This window comes from Mesorhizobium sp. B2-4-6, from assembly GCF_006442775.1.
In the GTDB taxonomy this organism is placed as follows: Bacteria; Pseudomonadota; Alphaproteobacteria; order Rhizobiales; family Rhizobiaceae; genus Mesorhizobium.
This window is the reverse complement of the sequence record NZ_VFVI01000002.1, coordinates 792,631-810,515: the sequence shown is the minus strand read 5'-3', so window position 1 is coordinate 810,515 and position 17,885 is coordinate 792,631. Positions and strand designations below refer to the sequence as shown.

At 64.7% G+C, this 17,885-nt stretch carries 18 protein-coding genes; 6 read left to right on the top strand and 12 right to left on the bottom strand.

The genetic code is table 11. The features are described from left to right. The first annotated feature begins 4 nt into the window (after nt 1-4). The 4 genes from FJ957_RS09870 to FJ957_RS09855 all read left to right on the top strand — a co-directional run bounded on the left by FJ957_RS09870 (nt 5) and on the right by FJ957_RS09855 (nt 5,007). Nucleotides 5-505, top strand: coding sequence for a (2Fe-2S)-binding protein (locus tag FJ957_RS09870; protein ID WP_140830811.1), 501 nt, complete (start codon nt 5-7; stop codon nt 503-505). A gap of 112 nt (nt 506-617) precedes the next feature. After that, nucleotides 618-2,966: a xanthine dehydrogenase family protein molybdopterin-binding subunit gene (locus FJ957_RS09865; RefSeq protein WP_140830809.1), complete on the top strand. Its 2,349-nt coding sequence runs from the start codon at nt 618-620 to the stop codon at nt 2,964-2,966. A 12-nt stretch (nt 2,967-2,978) separates the two neighbouring features. Beyond that, entirely contained in the window at nt 2,979-3,776 is a 798-nt protein-coding gene (locus FJ957_RS09860) for a xanthine dehydrogenase family protein subunit M (RefSeq protein ID WP_140830808.1), read from the top strand. 208 nt (nt 3,777-3,984) lie between these two features. Further along, nucleotides 3,985-5,007 (top strand): acyltransferase, encoded by a 1,023-nt coding sequence (locus FJ957_RS09855; protein WP_140830806.1) that lies wholly within the window; start codon nt 3,985-3,987, stop codon nt 5,005-5,007. Between the two features lie 146 nt (nt 5,008-5,153). Here FJ957_RS09855 and FJ957_RS09850 read toward each other — a convergent pair whose 3' ends face one another. Together FJ957_RS09850 and FJ957_RS09845 are read right to left on the bottom strand one after the other, a co-directional pair. Continuing rightward, on the bottom strand, nt 5,154-5,663 hold the full coding sequence (locus FJ957_RS09850; RefSeq protein WP_246685797.1) for a GNAT family N-acetyltransferase: 510 nt from the start codon (nt 5,661-5,663) through the stop codon (nt 5,154-5,156). Next, nucleotides 5,663-6,418 carry a copper homeostasis protein CutC gene (locus FJ957_RS09845; protein WP_140830804.1) on the bottom strand — a complete coding sequence of 252 codons (756 nt, stop codon included), beginning with the start codon at nt 6,416-6,418 and terminating at the stop codon, nt 5,663-5,665. The genes FJ957_RS09850 and FJ957_RS09845 overlap by 1 nt, the downstream gene beginning before the upstream one ends. 181 nt (nt 6,419-6,599) lie before the next feature. On the opposite strand from FJ957_RS09845, the gene FJ957_RS09840 reads away from it, so the two are divergent. After that, the gene (locus FJ957_RS09840; protein ID WP_140830803.1) at nt 6,600-7,055 is read left to right on the top strand and encodes a carboxymuconolactone decarboxylase family protein; all 456 of its coding nucleotides are present in this window, start codon (nt 6,600-6,602) and stop codon (nt 7,053-7,055) included. A gap of 42 nt (nt 7,056-7,097) precedes the next feature. On the opposite strand, the gene FJ957_RS09835 is transcribed toward FJ957_RS09840, so the two are convergent. The 10 genes from FJ957_RS09835 to FJ957_RS09790 all read right to left on the bottom strand — a co-directional run bounded on the left by FJ957_RS09835 (nt 7,098) and on the right by FJ957_RS09790 (nt 17,223). Further along, complete coding sequence (locus FJ957_RS09835; protein WP_140830801.1) at nt 7,098-7,529, bottom strand: cupin domain-containing protein; 432 nt, start codon at nt 7,527-7,529, stop codon at nt 7,098-7,100. Nucleotides 7,530-7,750: 221 nt separating this feature from the next. Next, nucleotides 7,751-8,041 carry a hypothetical protein gene (locus FJ957_RS09830; RefSeq protein WP_246685796.1) on the bottom strand — a complete coding sequence of 97 codons (291 nt, stop codon included), beginning with the start codon at nt 8,039-8,041 and terminating at the stop codon, nt 7,751-7,753. A 148-nt stretch (nt 8,042-8,189) separates the two neighbouring features. Then, nucleotides 8,190-9,806, bottom strand: a complete 1,617-nt coding sequence (locus FJ957_RS09825) for a DHA2 family efflux MFS transporter permease subunit (RefSeq protein WP_140830799.1) — start codon at nt 9,804-9,806, stop codon at nt 8,190-8,192. Then, nucleotides 9,803-10,897, bottom strand: a complete 1,095-nt coding sequence (locus tag FJ957_RS09820) for an HlyD family secretion protein (RefSeq protein WP_140830798.1) — start codon at nt 10,895-10,897, stop codon at nt 9,803-9,805. Before FJ957_RS09820 ends, FJ957_RS09825 begins: the two co-directional genes overlap by 4 nt. A gap of 212 nt (nt 10,898-11,109) precedes the next feature. Next, nucleotides 11,110-11,883 carry a glucose 1-dehydrogenase gene (locus FJ957_RS09815; protein WP_140830796.1) on the bottom strand — a complete coding sequence of 258 codons (774 nt, stop codon included), beginning with the start codon at nt 11,881-11,883 and terminating at the stop codon, nt 11,110-11,112. A gap of 5 nt (nt 11,884-11,888) precedes the next feature. Beyond that, nucleotides 11,889-13,223, bottom strand: coding sequence for a dihydroorotase family protein (locus FJ957_RS09810; protein ID WP_140830794.1), 1,335 nt, complete (start codon nt 13,221-13,223; stop codon nt 11,889-11,891). Nucleotides 13,224-13,227: 4 nt separating this feature from the next. After that, a complete protein-coding gene (locus tag FJ957_RS09805; RefSeq protein ID WP_140830793.1) occupies nt 13,228-14,151 on the bottom strand; it encodes an allantoinase PuuE in 924 nt (307 codons plus the stop codon). Nucleotides 14,152-14,221: 70 nt separating this feature from the next. Next, nucleotides 14,222-15,244 carry an NAD(P)-dependent oxidoreductase gene (locus FJ957_RS09800; protein ID WP_140830791.1) on the bottom strand — a complete coding sequence of 341 codons (1,023 nt, stop codon included), beginning with the start codon at nt 15,242-15,244 and terminating at the stop codon, nt 14,222-14,224. A 27-nt stretch (nt 15,245-15,271) separates the two neighbouring features. Next, nucleotides 15,272-16,036 carry an SDR family oxidoreductase gene (locus tag FJ957_RS09795; RefSeq protein WP_140830789.1) on the bottom strand — a complete coding sequence of 255 codons (765 nt, stop codon included), beginning with the start codon at nt 16,034-16,036 and terminating at the stop codon, nt 15,272-15,274. Next, the gene (locus tag FJ957_RS09790) at nt 16,036-17,223 is read right to left on the bottom strand and encodes an MFS transporter (RefSeq protein WP_246674087.1); all 1,188 of its coding nucleotides are present in this window, start codon (nt 17,221-17,223) and stop codon (nt 16,036-16,038) included. The genes FJ957_RS09795 and FJ957_RS09790 overlap by 1 nt, the downstream gene beginning before the upstream one ends. A gap of 292 nt (nt 17,224-17,515) precedes the next feature. Between FJ957_RS09790 and FJ957_RS09785 the strand changes: the two genes are divergently transcribed. Then, complete coding sequence (locus tag FJ957_RS09785) at nt 17,516-17,866, top strand: RidA family protein (protein ID WP_140830786.1); 351 nt, start codon at nt 17,516-17,518, stop codon at nt 17,864-17,866. Nucleotides 17,867-17,885 lie beyond the last annotated feature (19 nt).

Below are 17,885 nucleotides of genomic sequence, written 5' to 3'. Positions count from 1 at the left end.
TTGCATGTCGGACGTGTCGTTGACTGTGAACGGGAGGCGGGTCAGCGGGAACGCCGAGGACCGAACGCTTCTGGTGCATTTCGTCAGGGAACATCTCGGCCTCACCGGCACGCATGTCGGCTGCGATACCTCGCAGTGCGGCGCCTGCGTCGTGCATGTCGACGGCAGGGCGGTGAAATCCTGTTCCATGCTTGCAGTGCAGGCGTCCGGATCGACCATCGTCACCATCGAGGGGCTCGCCGACGGCGCCGAGCTGCATCCGGTGCAGGCCGCGTTCAAGGAGCATCACGGGCTGCAATGCGGCTTCTGCACGCCGGGCATGATCATGACGGCGACCGACCTGATCGCGCGCCATCCCGAGGGCCTTGACGAGGCGACGGTGCGCGCCGAGCTCGAAGGCAATATCTGCCGCTGCACGGGCTACCACAACATCGTCAAGGCGATCCTCGCCGCGTCGGAGACGATGGCGAAGGGCGCCAAGGGCAGGGCGAAACAGGCAGCTTAGGGAGTAGGCAATAGGCAATAGGGAATAAGGCAAACGGCGATACGACCGGGAGCCCCTCACTACTGCCTAACCCCTACTGCCTATTCCCTTAATTCCGGAGGAATTTCCGCAAATGGGTATCGAAGGCGTCGGCGCCCGCGTGGCGCGCAAGGAAGACAAGAGGTTCATTACCGGCGGCGGCCGCTATGTCGACGACATGGTGGTTCCCGGCATGAAACATGCCGTGTTCGTGCGCAGTCCGCACGCGCATGCGCAGATCAAGAAGATCGATGTGAAAAAGGCGCAAGCGATGCCCGGCGTCGTCGGCGTGCTCACCGGCAAGGAGCTCAAGGCCGACGGGATCGGCAACCTGATCTGCGGCTGGATGATCCATTCCAAGGACGGCACGCCGATGAAGATGGGCGCATGGTCGCCTTTAGCCGTCGACAAGGTGCGCTACGTCGGAGATGCCGTGGTCATCGTCGTCGCCGACACCAAGGGCCAGGCGCGCGACGCGGCGGAAGCGGTCGAGATCACCTACAAGGAACTGAAGGCCGTGGTCGACGCGACGAAGGCCATTCAAGCCGGCGCGCCGCAGATCCACGCCGAGTCCGACAACAATCTGATCTTCGACTGGGAGCTTGGCGACGCCAAGGCGACCGACGCGGCGATCAAGTCGGCGGCCCATGTCACGCGCATGAAGATCGTCAACAATCGCCTCGTGCCCAACGCCATGGAGCCGCGCGCGGCGCTCGGCCATTACGACAAGGCCGAGGATCACTATACCTGCTGGACGACGTCGCAGAACCCGCATGTCGCGCGGCTGGTGATGAGCGCCTTCTACAACGTCGCCCCGGAGAACAAGCTCAGGGTCATCGCGCCGGATGTCGGCGGCGGCTTCGGCTCCAAGATCTACATCTATCCGGAAGAGATCGTCTGCCTGTGGGCATCGAAGAAGACCGGCGTTCCCGTCAAATGGGTCGCCGATCGCACCGAAAGCTTCCTTTCCGACGCGCATGGCCGCGACCATGTCTCGACGGTGGAGATGGCCTTCGACAAGGACAACCGCATCACCGGTCTGAAGGTCGACACGATAGCCAATCTCGGCGCCTACATGTCGCTGTTCTCGTCCTGCGTGCCGACCTATCTTTACGCCACGCTGTTGTCGGGCCAGTACAACATCCCGGCGATCCACGCCAATGTGCGCACCGTCTATACCAACACCGCGCCCGTCGATGCCTATCGCGGGGCAGGGCGGCCGGAGGCCACCTACGTGCTCGAGCGGATGATGGAAACCGCGGCGCGCGAGCTTGGCGTGCCGCCGGCGGAACTCAGACGCCGCAACTTCATCACGTCCTTCCCGCACCAGACTCCGGTGATCATGGCCTATGACGCGGGCGATTATAACGCTTCGCTCGATGCGGCGATGAAAGCCGCCGACTATGCCGGCTTCACCAAGCGCCGCGCCGACGCCGCCAAGCAGGGCAAGCTGCGCGGCATCGGCATGAGCTGCTACATCGAGGCCTGCGGCCTGGCGCCGTCGTCGGCGGTCGGCTCGCTCGGCGCCGGCGTCGGCCTCTGGGAATCGGCGGAGGTGCGCGTCAATGCCGTCGGCACGATCGAGGTGCTGACCGGATCGCACAGCCATGGCCAGGGCCATGAGACGACCTTCGCGCAACTGGTCACCCAGCGCTTCGGCGTGCCGATCGACTCCGTCTCGATCGTGCATGGCGACACCGACAAGGTGCAGATGGGCATGGGCACCTATGGTTCGCGTTCCGGCGCCGTCGGCATGTCGGCCATCGTCAAGGCCCTCGATAAGGTCGAGGCCAAGGCCAAGAAGATCGCCGCGCACCTTCTCGAAGCGGACGAGGGCGACATCGTCATCGAGAATGGCGATGTCAAGGTCGCGGGCACCGACAAGAGCCTGCCCTGGTTCCAGGTGGCGCTTGCCTCCTACACCGCCCACAACCTGCCGGCGGGCATGGAGCCCGGGCTGAAGGAAACGGCCTTCTACGATCCGTCCAACTTCACCTTCCCGGCCGGCTGCTACATCTGCGAGGTCGAGATCGATCCGGAAACCGGCGTGACGGAAATCATCCAGTTCGTCGCGGCGGACGATTTCGGGAACATCATCAATCCGATGATCGTCGAGGGGCAGGTGCATGGCGGCATCGCCCAGGGCGTGGGCCAGGCGTTGCTGGAAGGCACGCATTACGACTCAAGCGGCCAGCTTCTGACGGCAAGCTACATGGATTACACCATGCCGCGCGCGAGCGACCTGCCGTCCTTCAAGGTCTCGACCTCGAACACGCCATGCCCTGGCAATCCGCTCGGCGTCAAGGGGTGCGGCGAGGCCGGCGCCATCGGTTCGCCGCCGGCGGTCATCAACGCCATCACCGACGCGCTCGGCGTCGTCGACATCGCCATGCCGGCGTCGCCCGCGACGGTGTGGGCAACCATCCGCGCGACGAAGCACTGAGGAGGAACGAGCATGTATTCCGTCAACTACCATCGCGCTTCCTCCGTCGCCGACGCCGCCAGGCAACTCAAGAATGGCGACGCCAAGCTGCTCTCCGGCGGCATGACACTGATCCCGGCCATGAAGACGCGGCTCGCGGCGCCCTCGGACCTCGTCGACGTCTCGCGGCTGAAGGACCTGCAAGGCATCAAGGTGTCCGGCAAGACGGTCACCATCGGCGCCGCGACGACGCATTACGACGTCTCCACCGACGACAGGCTGAAGAAGGCCTGCCCGGCGCTTGCGCATATGGCATCCCTGATCGGCGATCCGGCGGTACGCTATAAAGGCACGATCGGCGGCTCGATCGCCAACAACGATCCGGCCGCCGACTATCCGGCTGCGCTGCTGGCCCTGGACGCGACGATCGTCACCAACAAGCGCGAGATCGCGGCGGACAAATTCTTCAAGGGCCTGTTCGAGACGGCGCTGAAGGAAGGCGAGATCGTCACTGCGGTAAGCTTTGCCGCTCCGGCCAAGGCGGCCTACCAGAAGTTCCGCAACCCGGCTTCGCGCTACGCTATCGTCGGCGTGTTCGTGACCAAGGGGAAGGATGGGGTGAGGGCGACGGTGACCGGCGCCGGCGAGGACGGCGTTTTCCGCTCCAAGGAAATCGAGGCGGCGCTGGCGAAGAATTTCGACGTCGCGGCGCTCGGCGGCCTCAAAGTGTCGGCAAAGGGGCTGATGAGCGATATCCATGCCTCCGCCGACTATCGCGCCAATCTGATCGCGGTGATGGCCAAGCGTGCCGTGGCCGCCGCCAACGCCTGAACGCTCTCAGCCTGGGTGAAGGAAAGGGGCCCTCGCGGCCCCTTTTTCTTTTGTATTCGCAACGACTTGGCGGGAATTACCTGAGTATCCGCGGTTTCGCACTTGCACAATAATATCCCGCACTGCAAAATGACCGCGGCGGGAATACCAGACGGTCCCAAACGCGGGCAACGCTTCGCATCCGGACCTCGAGTTGCGAAGGCACGGTATGACCGACATCTCCGCAGCGTCCGTTGTCCTGCCGCGGGCCGCAATCGACAGGGAAGCCAGGGCAAGACTGGCTTACCTCGACGGCTGGCGAGGCCTGTCGATCGCCATGGTGCTGATCGGCCATTTCTTTCCGGTCCCGGGACTCAATCTCGGCGTGCTCGGCGTCGAGTTCTTCTTCGTGCTGAGCGGCCGGCTGATGGGCGAGATCCTGTTCATCGAGCGCTTTCCGCTGAAGAAATTCTTCAAGCGCCGCTTCTCGCGCATCTATCCCGCGCTGCTGGTGTTCGTGATTGCCGCCATGATCGGCCTGATCGGGACCTTCATCGCCTTCAAGTGGAAGGCGGCGCTGACGGCGCTGACCTTCACCTACAATTACGCCGGCGTCCTGATCACCCGTGCCGGCGCGCTCGACCACATCTGGTCGCTCTGCGTCGAGGAGCATTCCTATATCCTGCTCGCGCTGATCAGCGTGGTGGTTACCGGAAGAACGAACGTCGTGCGGCTGCTGATCGTGCTGGCGCTGCTGGCGATGGCCAACGGCGCCATTTCGTACGGGGTTCTCGGCATGAGCTACGAGACCACCTACTGGCGCACCGACGTGCATATCGCCTCGATCCTGCTGTCCGCCGCGATCTGCCTGCTCAAGGCCGACGGGCGCCTGCCGGCTTTCCTGCAAAGCCAGCATGTGGCGCTGGCGGCGGCGGTTGGCGGCGTGTTGCTGTTCCTCGATCCGGTGCCGACCACGATCCACTATCTTGTCGGCGTGCCGCTGCTGGCGCTCGCCGTCAACACGCTCGACTTCGCGGGCGGCTATGTGAAGGGGCCGTTGTCGTCGCGGCCCATGGTTATGCTCGGCCTGTGGTCCTATTCGCTTTATCTGTGGCAACAGCCTTTCTACAAGTTCGTCGATGAACACGGTCGCGCGCCGATGCCGATGCTGGCGGCTGTGTTCGCCTGCGCGCTGGCCAGCTACTACATCGTCGAAAAGCCCGCACGCGGCTGGCTCAACCGCAACTGGTGAGATCAGGTTCCTGCGGCGTGCTTTCGGGGATGTCCCAGCTTTCGTCGAAGCGGAAGACATTGCTCGCCATGATGTCGCCCCCAGCCAGCGGAGCCGCTATATTAGCTGTGGCTTGTTTTCCTAGCCAGCAGCGTTCGGAGCGCCGTTCAGGCGGCGATGGGCTTCGCCCAATAGCGCACCGATTTCTTGCCGCCATGGATCACAGCATCGCCGACCTCGGCGAAACCTAGCGCGGCATGGAAGGCGTCGGAGGCCGGGTTGGGCGGATCGGCATTGACCTCGCAAGTGACGATGGTGTGGCCGGCGAGGCGGGCCTGCTCGAACAGGTCCTCATAAAGCCGGCGGGCGTGGCCCCGGCCGCGGGCGTCCGCGGCCACGACGACACGATCGACATAGACGAAGCGCGGATAGTGCTCGCGAAACCAGAGGAAGTTCGGACTGTCGTAGCTTGCATCCTGGTCGAAGCACAGGATGAAGGCCTCGAGCGCGCCGATGCGGCGGGTGTAGAACGCTTCGCTGAGCAGGAATGAGAGCCGTTCCGGCTCGAGCCAGGACAGTTCGGCCGCATGCTCGTTGTTGAGCGCGAGGATGACGGCCCCGTCGGCGGGCGAAATGCGTTCGATCGGCAGCAATTCCTTGCTCATCGTCTTCGCCATCAGGTTCTCGCGGCTGCGATCGTCGCCGCCACCTTGGCTTGGTCGGTCACCGTGTTGCGGTATTCGCGGTCGAGGTCGGCGCCGCCCATGCCGACATTCGGGTTGCGGTAGCGCATGGCGCTCGGCACGTCCGCCAGTGCCGCGAAATGCATCTCGGTCAGTCCGGTCCGCCTGCGCACCTCGCCGATGGTGTCGGGCGCGAGGGCGCCGCAGCCGAGGATGACGATGCGTGCGCCCGCCTGGCGAACGAGCTCCGCCAGAAGCTTTACGCCTTCGACCGCCGTGTCGCGCTGGCCGCTGGTCAGCACGCGGCCGACCTTGCAGCGGATCAAGGCTTCGAGCGCCTCGGCCGGATCGCGCGTCATGTCGAAGGCACGGTGGCAGGTGACGTTGAGCGGGCCGGCAGCCTCAACCAGCGCGCCCATGCGCGTCTCGTCGATGGCGCCGTCGGCGGTCAGGCAGCCGACGACCACGCCGGCCACGCCGAGCTCGCGAAGCGCTTCGACATCGGCGAGCATCGAGCGGTATTCGGCCTCGCTGTAGAGGAAATCGCCGCCGCGCGGACGCACGATGACATGGAAGGGAATGGTCGCGCTTTCGAGCGCGGCGCGCACCGTGCCCATGCTCGGCGTGATGCCGCCTTCGATGAGGCTGGCGCAGAGCTCGACCCGGTCGGCGCCGGCGGCCTGGGCGGCAAGCAGCCCGTCAATGCCTTCGACGCAGATTTCGATCAGGGGTTTTTGCGTGTCCGCCACCGTTTTCCACCCATGCTTTCGACCAGATGCGCAGCCCTAGCATCGGGCGGGTCGTCGCGAAAGCCGCAACGATCGGTCCAGCCATGGAGGTGCTTGACAATACATAACTGTAAAGTTATGGATAACTCATAACTGAAACGTTATTGATTGATGCGAGCCTTATTGGCCAAGGAGACCGACGATGGAAGCAAGATTGAAGAACCCGGTTATGCTCATTCCCGGCGCGCTGCAGGCGCTGCTGGCGCTCGACAAATCGACCGAAGCCGGCGACGTGCCTTATGTGACGCGCAAGCTCGTTCATCTGCGCGCCAGCCAGATCAACGCCTGCGCCGTCTGCGTCGACATGCATGCGCGTGAGCTGAAGAAGGCCGGCGAGAAGGACGAGCGGATTTTCGCGGTGTCGGCATGGCGGGAGACGCCGTACTTCAACGAAGCAGAACGTGCGGCGCTAGCGCTGACGGAAGCCGCGACGCGCCTGGCCGATCGTTCCGACGCGGTGCCGGACGAGGTCTGGAACGAGGCCGCGCGCCACTATGACGACAAGGCGCTCGCCGCCCTGGTGATCCAGATCGCGCTGATCAATGCGTTCAACCGGCTGAACGCCACCACGCGGCAACCGGTAGGCGCCTGGGGGTGAGGCGAGAGGAGGGTGCCCGCTTCGAAGCCGGCGCTTCGCCGGCTACTGTTTCAGGATCGTGTTCTTGGCGCCTTGCTCGATCTGGTCGATCACCAGAAGCTTCACCGGATCGACACCGGTATTGGTGGCCTGGTGCCATTGGCCGATCATCTCGACGATGAAGTCGCCTGTCTTGTAGGTGTTGGCAGCGCCGGTCTCGACATTGGTGACCTTGAGCGTGCCTTGCTCGACATATGCGTAGCGCGGGAAGGGGTGCTTGTGCATAGGCAAGGTCGCCCCCGGCGCGATCTGGTAGGACGAGACCTGAACCTCGACGTTCTTCTGCGGCAGCGTGATCGGCTGTCCGGAAGCGGTCGTGGTCTTCGACGCCAGCGGCGTCACGACGACCGGCGTATTGCTGCTGTCCAACGCGTTGGCCGCGGTCGCATGGACGGTGGCTATCGCCAGCAGCGCCGATATCGTGATGTTGCGCATGGTCCCCTCCAAAGTTGCCGCACCATCGCCCGACGGAAATTGACGCGCAAGCATCCTTTTGCACGTCAGATTTCGGACGCTGCGGTCTAAGCTGCTCTGGAAGACGTGAAAGGCCCCGGACATGCCGGGGCCTCGCCACTGTATCATCGCCTCAGCCGTTCGGCCGGCTGTTTCGCTGTGCGATGGAAATCAGGGGCGCGCCGGGAAGGTGATCCGGCGGATCAGCTCGGTGCCTTGCCGCCGTTCTTCTTGCAGGCCGAGCGGAACTTCTCGCGATCCTTGCCGTGGAGACCTTTTTGATCCGCGAGCGTCGAGCATTGCTTTGAGATCGCGGTCTTTTCGGGCGTCATGGCGGTTTTCGGTTTCTTCGTGGTTGGCGCCATGGTCGTTGTCGTGGTGGCGGCGGGCGTGGTTGTCGTTGTCGACGTCGCCGCCATGGCTCCGGTGGTGACAAATCCCGCGAGAGCGAAAGAGGCAAGAAGACGAGCTGCTACTTTCATTGCGATCTCCATTGTTTTGAGCTCCCCCCAAGCGGCGGCTAGCATCGGACTGAGGCTCTACCGTGCCGAGCCGTAGCGCGGGGTGGACACTTTGTCGTTACCGGGAGTGGCGCTTAGTGAGCACGCCATCGTGTTGCGGTGAACACTCCAAGCGGCTCTGTCACGCGGCGGGGCTGTCCTGCTGTTTGGCAGGCCCGGGCTTCGGCGCCCGGAGCAGCAAAGCGAGCGGCACGAGCAGCGCCGTCGCTATCGCGCAATAGAAGAAGACGTCGACATAGGCGAGCAGCGAAGCCTGGCGACCGATTTCCTGTCCGATCCAGCCGACGGCCTGCTGCCTGGCTTCGACCAGCGGCGAGCCCTCGGCGACGAAATGGTCCGTCACCTGGCGGAGAGTCTGCTGATAGGCCTCGCTCGACTGCGCCGTGTGGCCGACCAGCACCGACTGATGCAACTGGGCGTCCTGGGCGATGACCGTGTTGGACAGCGATACGCCGATGCTGCCGCCGATGTTGCGGGCGACATTGATCAGCGAGGATGCCTGGTCAGTCTTCTGCGGCGGCAGGCCGACATAGGCGGCGGTGGAGATCGGAATGAACAGGAATGGCAGGCCGATCATCATGTAGACGCGGGCATAGGCGAAGAAACCGAAGCTGACGTCGGGCGTCAGCGAGGTCATGTGCCAGAGCGCGACCGCGACCACCGACATGCCCATCATGATGAGATAGCGCGGCTGCACGACACCGGCGGCAAAGCCCGAGATCGGCATCAGCATCAGCATGGCGATGCCGCCCGGCATCATCGACAGGCCGGAAAGGGTGGCGGTATAGTCGAAGGTGGTCTGCTGCAGCTGCGGCAAAAGCTGCGTGGTGCTGAAGAGCACGGCGCCAACCGCCATCATGACCAGGAACGACATGCCGAACTGCCGGCTGAAAAGCAGACGGATGTCGACGATCGGATCGCGCCTTGTCCATTCCCAGGGAACAAGCAGCAGGAACGACACAGCCGAGATCACGGCGAAGGCGGTGATGAAGGCCGAGGCGAACCAGTCGTTGCGCTGGCCCTCGTCGAGAAAGACTTCGAGGCAACCGAGCGCCATCGCCACCAGGATGAAGCCGATCCAGTCAACCTTCAGCCCCTTGCTCAACCGCTCGCGGCGCTCGCGCTCGAGAATGTCGGGCTCGATCACCAGCCATTGCACGAGCGCCAGCGACATGACGCCGAAGGGCACGTTGATGAAGAAGATCCAGTGCCAGGAGAAATTGTCGGTCAGCCAACCGCCGATGGTCGGCCCCACCGTCGGGGCGACGATCACCGCGATGCCGTAGAGCGCAAAGGCCTGAGAGCGTTTCTCAGGCGGGAAAGTGTCGGCGAGGATCGATTGCTCGCTCGGCGCCATGCCGCCGCCGCCGAGCCCCTGCAGGATGCGGAAGGCGATCAGTGTCGGGAGATTGGGGGCCAGCCCGCAAAGCAGCGACGCCAGCGTGAAGGTCGCCACGCAGATCATGTAGTAGCGCTTGCGGCCGATGACGCTGGTGAGCCAGCCGCTGACGGGGATGATGACGGAGTTGGCGACGAGATAGGTGGTGATCACCCATGTGCTCTCGTCCATGCCGGCGGCGAGGCTGCCGGCGATGTTGCGCAGCGCGACATTGGCGATCGAGGTGTCGAGCACCAGCATGAAGGTCGCGATCGAGACGACGATCGCGATCAGCCAGGGGTTGCGCCCGCCGGCCGCCGACCGGCTTTCGTTACCCTGGGCTGCTGCGGCATCGCTCATCGTACCTTGACCGTCGGCACCACCGACATGCCGGGGCCGAGATAGACGCCGGGCGGCTGGTCGAACACGATCTTGACCGGCACACGCTGCACCACCTTGACGAAATTGCCGGTGGCGTTTTCGGCCGGGAGCAGGCTGAATGCCGTGCCGCTGCCGGCCTGGACGCTGTCGACATGGCCGTGGAAAGTCTTTTCCGGATAGGCGTCGATGGCGATATCGACGGGCTGGCCGGGCCGCATCAGATCGAGCTGCGTCTCCTTGAAATTGGCCTTCACCCAGACGTCGTTGGGCACGAACATCATCAGCACCTGGCCGGGCTGCGCATAGGTGCCTTTCGCCGCCGTGATGTTGGTGGCATGGCCCGCCACGGGCGCCGTGATCGTCGTGCGGGTGAGGGTGGTCTTGGCCTGATCCTCGGTGGCCTCGGCCTGCCGAAGCTTGGCCTCGGCGCTCTTGCCTTGTGCTTGCAATACCGCAACCTGGCTTTTCGCCGCCTCGGCATTGGCGTTGGCCGTGTCCAGCGCTGCCTGGTCCTGGCGTAAGGTCGAAGCGGCCTGCTGTGCCTGCTGTTGCGTCGCCGTGCCCTTGGCGAGTAGCTCGCGGTTGCGCTGGTCCTCGGATTTGGCGAATTCGAGCGCTGCCTGCGCCTGGGCGACCTGTTTCTCAGCGGCATCGATCTTGGCGTTCTGCGCCTGGGTCTGGGCCTGGACGTTGGCGATCTCGGCCTGCGCCGCCACCACGCCGGCTTCCGCTTGTTTGAGCGAAGCCTGATAATCGCTGTCGTCGATGCGCAGAAGCACGGCGCCGGCCTCGACCGGCTGGTTGTCTGTGACGGCAACATCGGTGATGCGCCCGGCAATTTCCGCGCCGATCGTCACGGTGCGGGCGTCGATGAAAGCGTCGTCGGTCCATTCGTACTGACGCGCGTTGATCCACCAGATGACCACGGCCGCGATGACCAACAGAACAAGGATGGCGACGATCGCCGCTATGTAGGGATGGCGTCTGATGAGGCCGGATTTGTTGTCGTCCGACGGACTGTCATTCGACTGCGTGTCTTGCGCTCGCTCGCCGTCGCGCTCGTTATCCATGCGCTTTTCGTCGTCCGGCGGACGTTGCTGCCGATCGGACCGGGGCTGACCCCGCGTTTCCTCGGCGGGAGCGGTTTCGCGCTCTTTTCTTTCAGTTTTTGCGTCCAAGGCAACGGGTCCCAGATATCGTTGGCCCCCTCGCAGCAGGGTCAACGGGCGGTCTCCGCAAAGGTTCCTGCCCTCGGATGCCGGCCGTGGCCCGGCTGGCAGCGTCAGCCCGCCATCCAGCCGCCGTCCACCATCAGGTTTATGCCGGTGACATAGCTCGCCATATCGCTGGCGAGAAAGAGCGCCGCGCCCGCCACGTCGTTCGGATGCCCGAGCCGTGGCCAGGGCGTGCGGCGGCGCGAATAGTCGAGCGCGTCGGGATCGTTGGCGACGCCCGGCTTGCCGGTGATGATCTTGCCGGGAGCAATCGCGTTGCAGACGATCAGGTCGTCGGCATGGTCGACGGCGATCTGCCGGGTCATCTGCACGATGCCGCCCTTGCTCACCGAATAGGGCAGGTCGCCGGGGCAGGCGACCATGCCGTGCTGCGAGGAGATGTTGATGATGCGGCCGCGCACCTCGTTAACCGGCGCCTGGGTCAGCATCTGCATGACCGCGCATTTGTTGCAGTAGAAGAAACCGGTCAGGTTGACGCCGATGACGCGGTTCCACTGTTCCGGCGTGGTCTCGATCAGGTTGGTGCTGGTGTAGATCGCGGCATTGTTGACCATCACGTCGAGCCGCCCGAATTGCGCGACCGTCACGCCGACCAGCGCGTCGACGGCGCTCCAGTCAGAGATGTCGGTCTTGAGGAAGATGGCTGTGCCGCCGGCCGAACGGACCATGTCGACGGTGCCTTGGCCGCCCTCGATCGGCTGCTCCGCCGTGTCGGCGACGACGACGTTGGCGCCTTCCGCCGCGAATTTCAGCGCGATGGCGCGGCCGATGCCGGAGCTCGCTCCGGTGACGATGGCGGTTTTACCTGCGAGCAAGGCCATGGTGTTCAACTCTCCCGAGTGACGATCTTTCCCCGCGCCCGGCCGACCAGCAGGCCTTCGCGCACGATCTCGCGGCCGCGCAGGAAGACACTGGTCAAGCGCGCTTTCACGGTCCAGCCGTCAAAGGGCGTGTAGCCCGCCCGCGACACCTGATCGGCATTGGCGATGGTGCTGGATTGGCGCGGATCGAGGATCAGCAGATCGGCGTCGTATCCGGTGGCAATGCGGCCCTTGCGCCGGCCGAGGCCGAAGCGCTCGGCTGGACTGCTAGCGCACATGCGCACCAGATCGGGCAGGGCGATGAGCCCTTCGTCGACCAACCTCAGCATGGTTGGAAGCAATGTCTGCAGCCCCGGCATGCCGCCCGGAATTTCGGCGAAAGCCGCATAAGCCGCTGCCTTCTCGGCCGGCGCGTGCGGGGCATGATCGGTGGCGACGACGTCGATCAGTCCCGCGCTGAGAGCGGCGCGCAGCGCGTCGGCGTCGTGCGGCGAGCGCAAGGGCGGCGAGGCTTTCAGGTTGGCGCCCTGCGCCTCGTAGTCCTGCGCCGTGAAGAACAGGTTCTGCGGCGTGGTCTCGACGCTGGCGTCGGCCATGCCGCGGAGCCGGCTCCAGGTCTCGACACCGAGCTCGGAATTGATCTGGCGGACATGGATCCTCGCCTCCGCGGAGGCGGCGGTGACAAGGGCGCGGGCGATGCCATTGGCTTCGGCGAGCGGCGGCCGGCTGTCCAGGAAGGCGGCGATGCTGCTGAAGCGATTGCGCTCGCTCCTGCCAGTCAGGATCGATTGATCGCCGGGCGAAATGCCGATCAGCGTGTCGGCGCCGGCGAAAGCCTTCAGCGCCTCAGCGACATTGTCGAGCGAGGCAAAAAGGAAGGCGTCCGGCACGTCGGCGGTGAACAGTTCGAAGGAGACCGGTGCGAGGTCGAGCAGGCGAGGGACGAGCGACAGGTCGCGGCTGACCACGGCCTGCAGGCCGACATCGACATGGATGCAGCCTTCGGCGACCGCCATCTTCTCGGCGAGTTGATCGGACGTGGCCGTCCATGGCTCGTCGGTCGGCATGTCGAGCACCGTGGTCACGCCGCCGAGCGCCGCCGCATGCGTTCCGGAGGAGAAATCCTCCTTGTGGGTCAGGCCCGGGTCGCGCAGATGCGCATGCGTATCGACAAGGCCCGGTAGCAGGAAGCAACCTGAGGCGTCGATGAGCGTGCTGGCTTCCGCGGCTTCGCCGGGCGCGATGAGTGCGGCGACCTTGCCCGCGGCGATGCCTATATCGCGCCGGCCGAGGCCATCGGCGTTCACCACCGTTCCACCGCGGATCAAGGTTTCGAACATGCCCTCAGCCGCGTTGCTCGAAGCGCGTATGGTTCGCGTGCCAGAAGCGGGCAATGTCCTCGCGGCGCGTGAAGGCGGCGCCGTCGGATTTCTGGACATGCTCGATGACCTCGCGCAGGCCCGAGGCGCGATTCGGCTGACCCGTCCAACGGGCGTGGATGCCGATGGTCAGCATGCGGCCGCCGGTCTCGTCGGCTTCGGAGAGCATATAGTCGATGGCGGCGCGGCAGTCCTCGGCGAAGTCGCGCGGATTGCTGTAGCCCGGAGCCACCAGATAGCGGCTGTCGTTGAGCGTCTTGGAGTAGGGGACCACCAGGATCTCGGTGCCCCGGTGATCGAGGAAATAGGGCAGGTCGTCATTGCAGGGATCGGAGTGGTAGAGGAAGCCGCCTTCCTCGACCAGCAGGTCGCGTGTGTTGACACTGGGCAGCGAGCGGCAGTTCCAGCCCAGGGGCCGCTTTCCCAGCAGCTTTTCGTAAAGCGCGATCGCCTCGTGCAGATGGCGCTCTTCCTCGCCGCGCTCCATGGTCGTGTAGTCGATCCAGCGCAGGCCGTGGCCCATCAGGTCATGCCGGCGGTTCTTCATCCATTCGACCAAAGGCGGGTTGCGCTCCAGCGCCACGGCGCAGGCGGAAAAGGTGACTGGAATGTCGTAGCGATCGAACAGCCTGGCCAGGCGCCAGACGCCGGCGCGGCTGCCATATTCGAAATGCGTCTCGGTGCCGAGATCGCGCACCGGCATGCTGCCGCTGAGATTGTATTCGCCCCAATTGTCGTTGCGGCCATCTTCGAGCCACGAATATTCCGAGCCCTCCTCGTAGTTGAGCACGAGGTTGACGGCGAGCTTGACGCCGCCCGGCCAGACGACGAAGGGCGGGTGCGGACCGTAGCCGACGAAATCGCGCGGCTGCTGGAAATCGATCGGCATCTTGCGTTCTCCCTGTCGTTGTTTCTGCGCAATTCCGAACGGAACCGCTCACACTTTTCCTGGAATTGTTCTAGCTCTCGTTGGCGGCAATCCAGTCCATATAGTCGTGGAACGCTTCCTTGCCGGGACGCGGCCGCCATGCTGTGTCGCGCATGATGCGGGCGATGTCATAGGCGCCCCACATGCCGCCTTTCAGCCTCACATCCTGGACGATGTTGGCGTCGTCTCCAGGCGTCACCTCGGCCTTCAGTCCCGGCACGCGTTCCCTTGCCCAGCCGATGATCTCGCCGATGGTCTGGCTGGACCCGGAGCCGATGTTGTAGTGGCGGTAGTTGAGGCGGGGCGCGTCGATCAGCGCGAGGACCGCGGCGGCAACGTCGGTCGAGGCGACATAGTCGCCGACGGGCTCCAGGCTGTTCGGCCTGATCGTCTCGCCGGCCAAAGCCATATGCGCGACGCGGTTGGGGACATGGCGGAAGTTGCGGCTCTCGGTGGCGCGGTCCATCGGGCCGTAGACGGAAGCGAGCCGCACCGAGACCGCCGAGAGGTTGAACAGGTCGGCATAGCGGTTGGTGACCATCTCGGAGGCGAATTTCGAAATGCCGTAGAGCGTCAGCGGCGCGACATAGCCGTCTTCCGGCAGCGGCTCGCCGCCCCAGTCGGGTCCGTTGTGGCGATAGACTGAACCGGAGCTGACATAGACGAAGCGTTTCACATCCGGCCTCTCGCGCGCCCAGTCCAGCATGCGCACGGTGCCCATGAGATTGACCTCAACGATGCGGGCGGGGTCTTGGGCCTCCGGCTGGCGCTTTGCCTCCGAGGCGCTGCCGCGCGAGATCGGCGTGATCGTCGCGCCATGGACGATTGCCGTGATGCCTTGCCTGTCGAGCGTCTCGGACCAGGCTTGCGGGTCGAGGATATCGGCGGAAATCACCGTCAGTCGGTCGCGCACCGGAGCGAAGTGCTTCTCGGCCGCCGCGTCGAGGCCCGACCGGTCGAGGATAACGGCACGGGCGTTGGGATCGCGGTCCAGCCATGCGCGCGCGACCACGCTCATGACAAAGCCGGTGCCGCCGGTGACGAGCAAGGTCATGGAAACTCCTTTGGAAAGGTTGCTGCCTCAGCGCGTCGCATACCCGCCGTCCACGAGCATGTCGGATCCGGTGACGAAGGATGCGTCGGAGGAAAGCAGGAAAGCCGCCGCCGCGGCGATCTCGTCGGGCTCGGCGATACGGCCGAGCAGATGGGCAGGACCAAGGCCGACATTGGCCGCCTCGAAATCGGCGAACCGGCGCAGCAGCCGCGTCGTCGCCACTGCGCCGGGCGACAGGCTGTTGACGCGGATTTTGTCGGGCGCGTGGTCCACGGCCATCGCCTTGGCGAGGTGAATCACTCCGGCCTTGGCCGCGCAATAGGCGACGGCCCTGGTGGTGGCGACGCGCCCGAATTGCGAGCCGATAAAGACGACCGAACCGCCGCCGCTTGCCGCGATCAGCGGCACGGCGAACTTGCTCATCAGGAAGGCGCCGGTCAAGCCGACATCGATCTCGCGCCGCCAGGCGCTTTCGTCGAGATCGACGACGGTGGCGCTGGTCGAGGGTGCTGCGGCATTGTGCACCAATCCGTCGAGCCGCCCGAATTTTTGGCGGGCGAATGCGACCGCCGCCTCCGCGGACTCGATATCCGTCACGTCGCATTGGCAAGCGACGGCGGCAGGCCCCAGTGCGTGAGCAAGCTCGGTGGCCGGCCCGAGGCTGTAATCGGCACAGATGACCTTCGCGCCTTCGGCAATGCAGCGGCGGGCGATTGCCGCGCCGATGCCGCTCGCAGCGCCGGCGATCAGGATGACGCTGCCTTCGAGGCGGTTCGTTGCTGCATCCGCCATCAGGCCCGCTCCTCTACCGCTTGCATCGCCGGCGCGACGACCGGCCGGCGCAGGAGATTGTAGCAAGCAGCTATCGTCACCAGCACGGCGCCGCCGCCCAGAAGCAGGAACATGGCCGGCGCGCCCATATGCTCCATCAGGCCGGCCGAAATGCCCGGCGTCGCGACATTGCCGATCGAATAGAGGAGGAGCAGCGTGCCGGAGGCGCCGACCATGTGCCGGCTGTGCAATTGCGAAGCGCCGAACGCCATCGCCACGGGATAAACGGTAAGCGCCGTGCAGCCATAGAGGAAGAACAGCACGAAGAGCAACGGGACCGAAAAGTTACCGAGCCAGGCGATCGCGGCGCAGAGCGTGACCGACAGGATGCCCTGGACAAGCAGTATGATCCTGCGCTCAAACCTGTCGGACAGCCAGCCGACGGGCGTCTGCGCCAGCATGCCGGCGATGCTGATTGTCGTGACCAGCCCGACGGTCGTTGCCGCCGACAGCCCGATCTGCGTGCCGTAGATCGGCGTCAGCACAAAGATGTTCATATTGGTGATGCCGCCCTGGAAGATCGCCACGACCGTCACCGGCGCCAGCCGGAAAAGCGCCAGCGGGCCGAGGCGCTTGACGGGCCTTGCCGAACTTGCGTGCTCCGGATCGGTGGCAGGCAGCGCGGGCCAGCGGCCACCGGCGAATTTGGAGATCAGCGCCAGCAGCACTGTCGCCGCCGCCACCGGGAACAGATGCGGCGATTGCGGGCCGACCATCGCGACCAGAACCTGCCCGAGCAACACGGCGATTGCCGTTGTCAGCATATAGATCGAAAACATCGCGCCGCGATTGTGGTGCTCGGCATAGAGGTTGATCCAGCTTTCGCAGACGACGAAAAGCGATGCCATCGCGAGGCCGCCGAGCAGGCGAAAGCAGATCCAACTCGGCAGGAAGTCGGTGAAGACGAAACCGGAAGCCGCCAGCAGCGCGACGACGACGATGGCGACGAAGGTTCGCTCATGGCCGTATTGGGCGACGGCCGGGCGGGTCACCAGGCATCCGATGAGAAAGCCCACGGGATAGGCCGTCAAGACGATCTGCACGACCTGGGGAGAAATGCCGGGCTTGCCAAGATGCAGCGAGACGGCGGTGGTCAGCATGGCGCTGCCGATGCAAGCGAGGCAGATGCCGACCATGATCGGCAGCATGGCGCGGGAGCGCTCTGCATTTTGCCAAAGCCTCATCGCGGATTGAGCGATCGACCTCATGAATGCGGCTGCGGCGGCTCCCTGGCGGCACCGTTGACCGACGGCAGCCCGAGCAGAAGCTACACTTTGTGGCGATTGCCACAAACGAAGATTGGCGCGGCTATGGCTAAAATTTTTTTGGCCATGCCGGCGAGGGAAAGCAGCGTCTCGGCGCGCTGTGGGCTTTACAGCGGTTTTGCACCCTCCTTACCATAGGCAAAACCAAATCTGGAAACCAGCGGAAGGGAACATCATGACGATCGAACGCCTGGAAAACGGACAGCGCTTCTGCCGGGTGCTCCGCTATAACGGCACCGTCTATGTGGCCGGGCTGACCGCGGACGATCTTTCGGGCGACACCACCAGCCAGACCAAGCAGATCCTTGCCAAGATCGACGCGCTTCTCACCAAGGCCGGCAGCGACAAGTCGAAGCTGCTCAGCGCGCAGATATGGCTCAGGGACATCGCCGATTTCGAGATGATGAACACGGCCTGGGACGCCTGGATCGACAGGAGCGCCATGCCGGTGCGCGCCACGGTGGAAGCGCGGCTTGCCGGCGACCAGTATCGTGTCGAGATCATGGTGACGGCGGCCGTCGGCTGAGCCGGCCGGCGAGGGTACG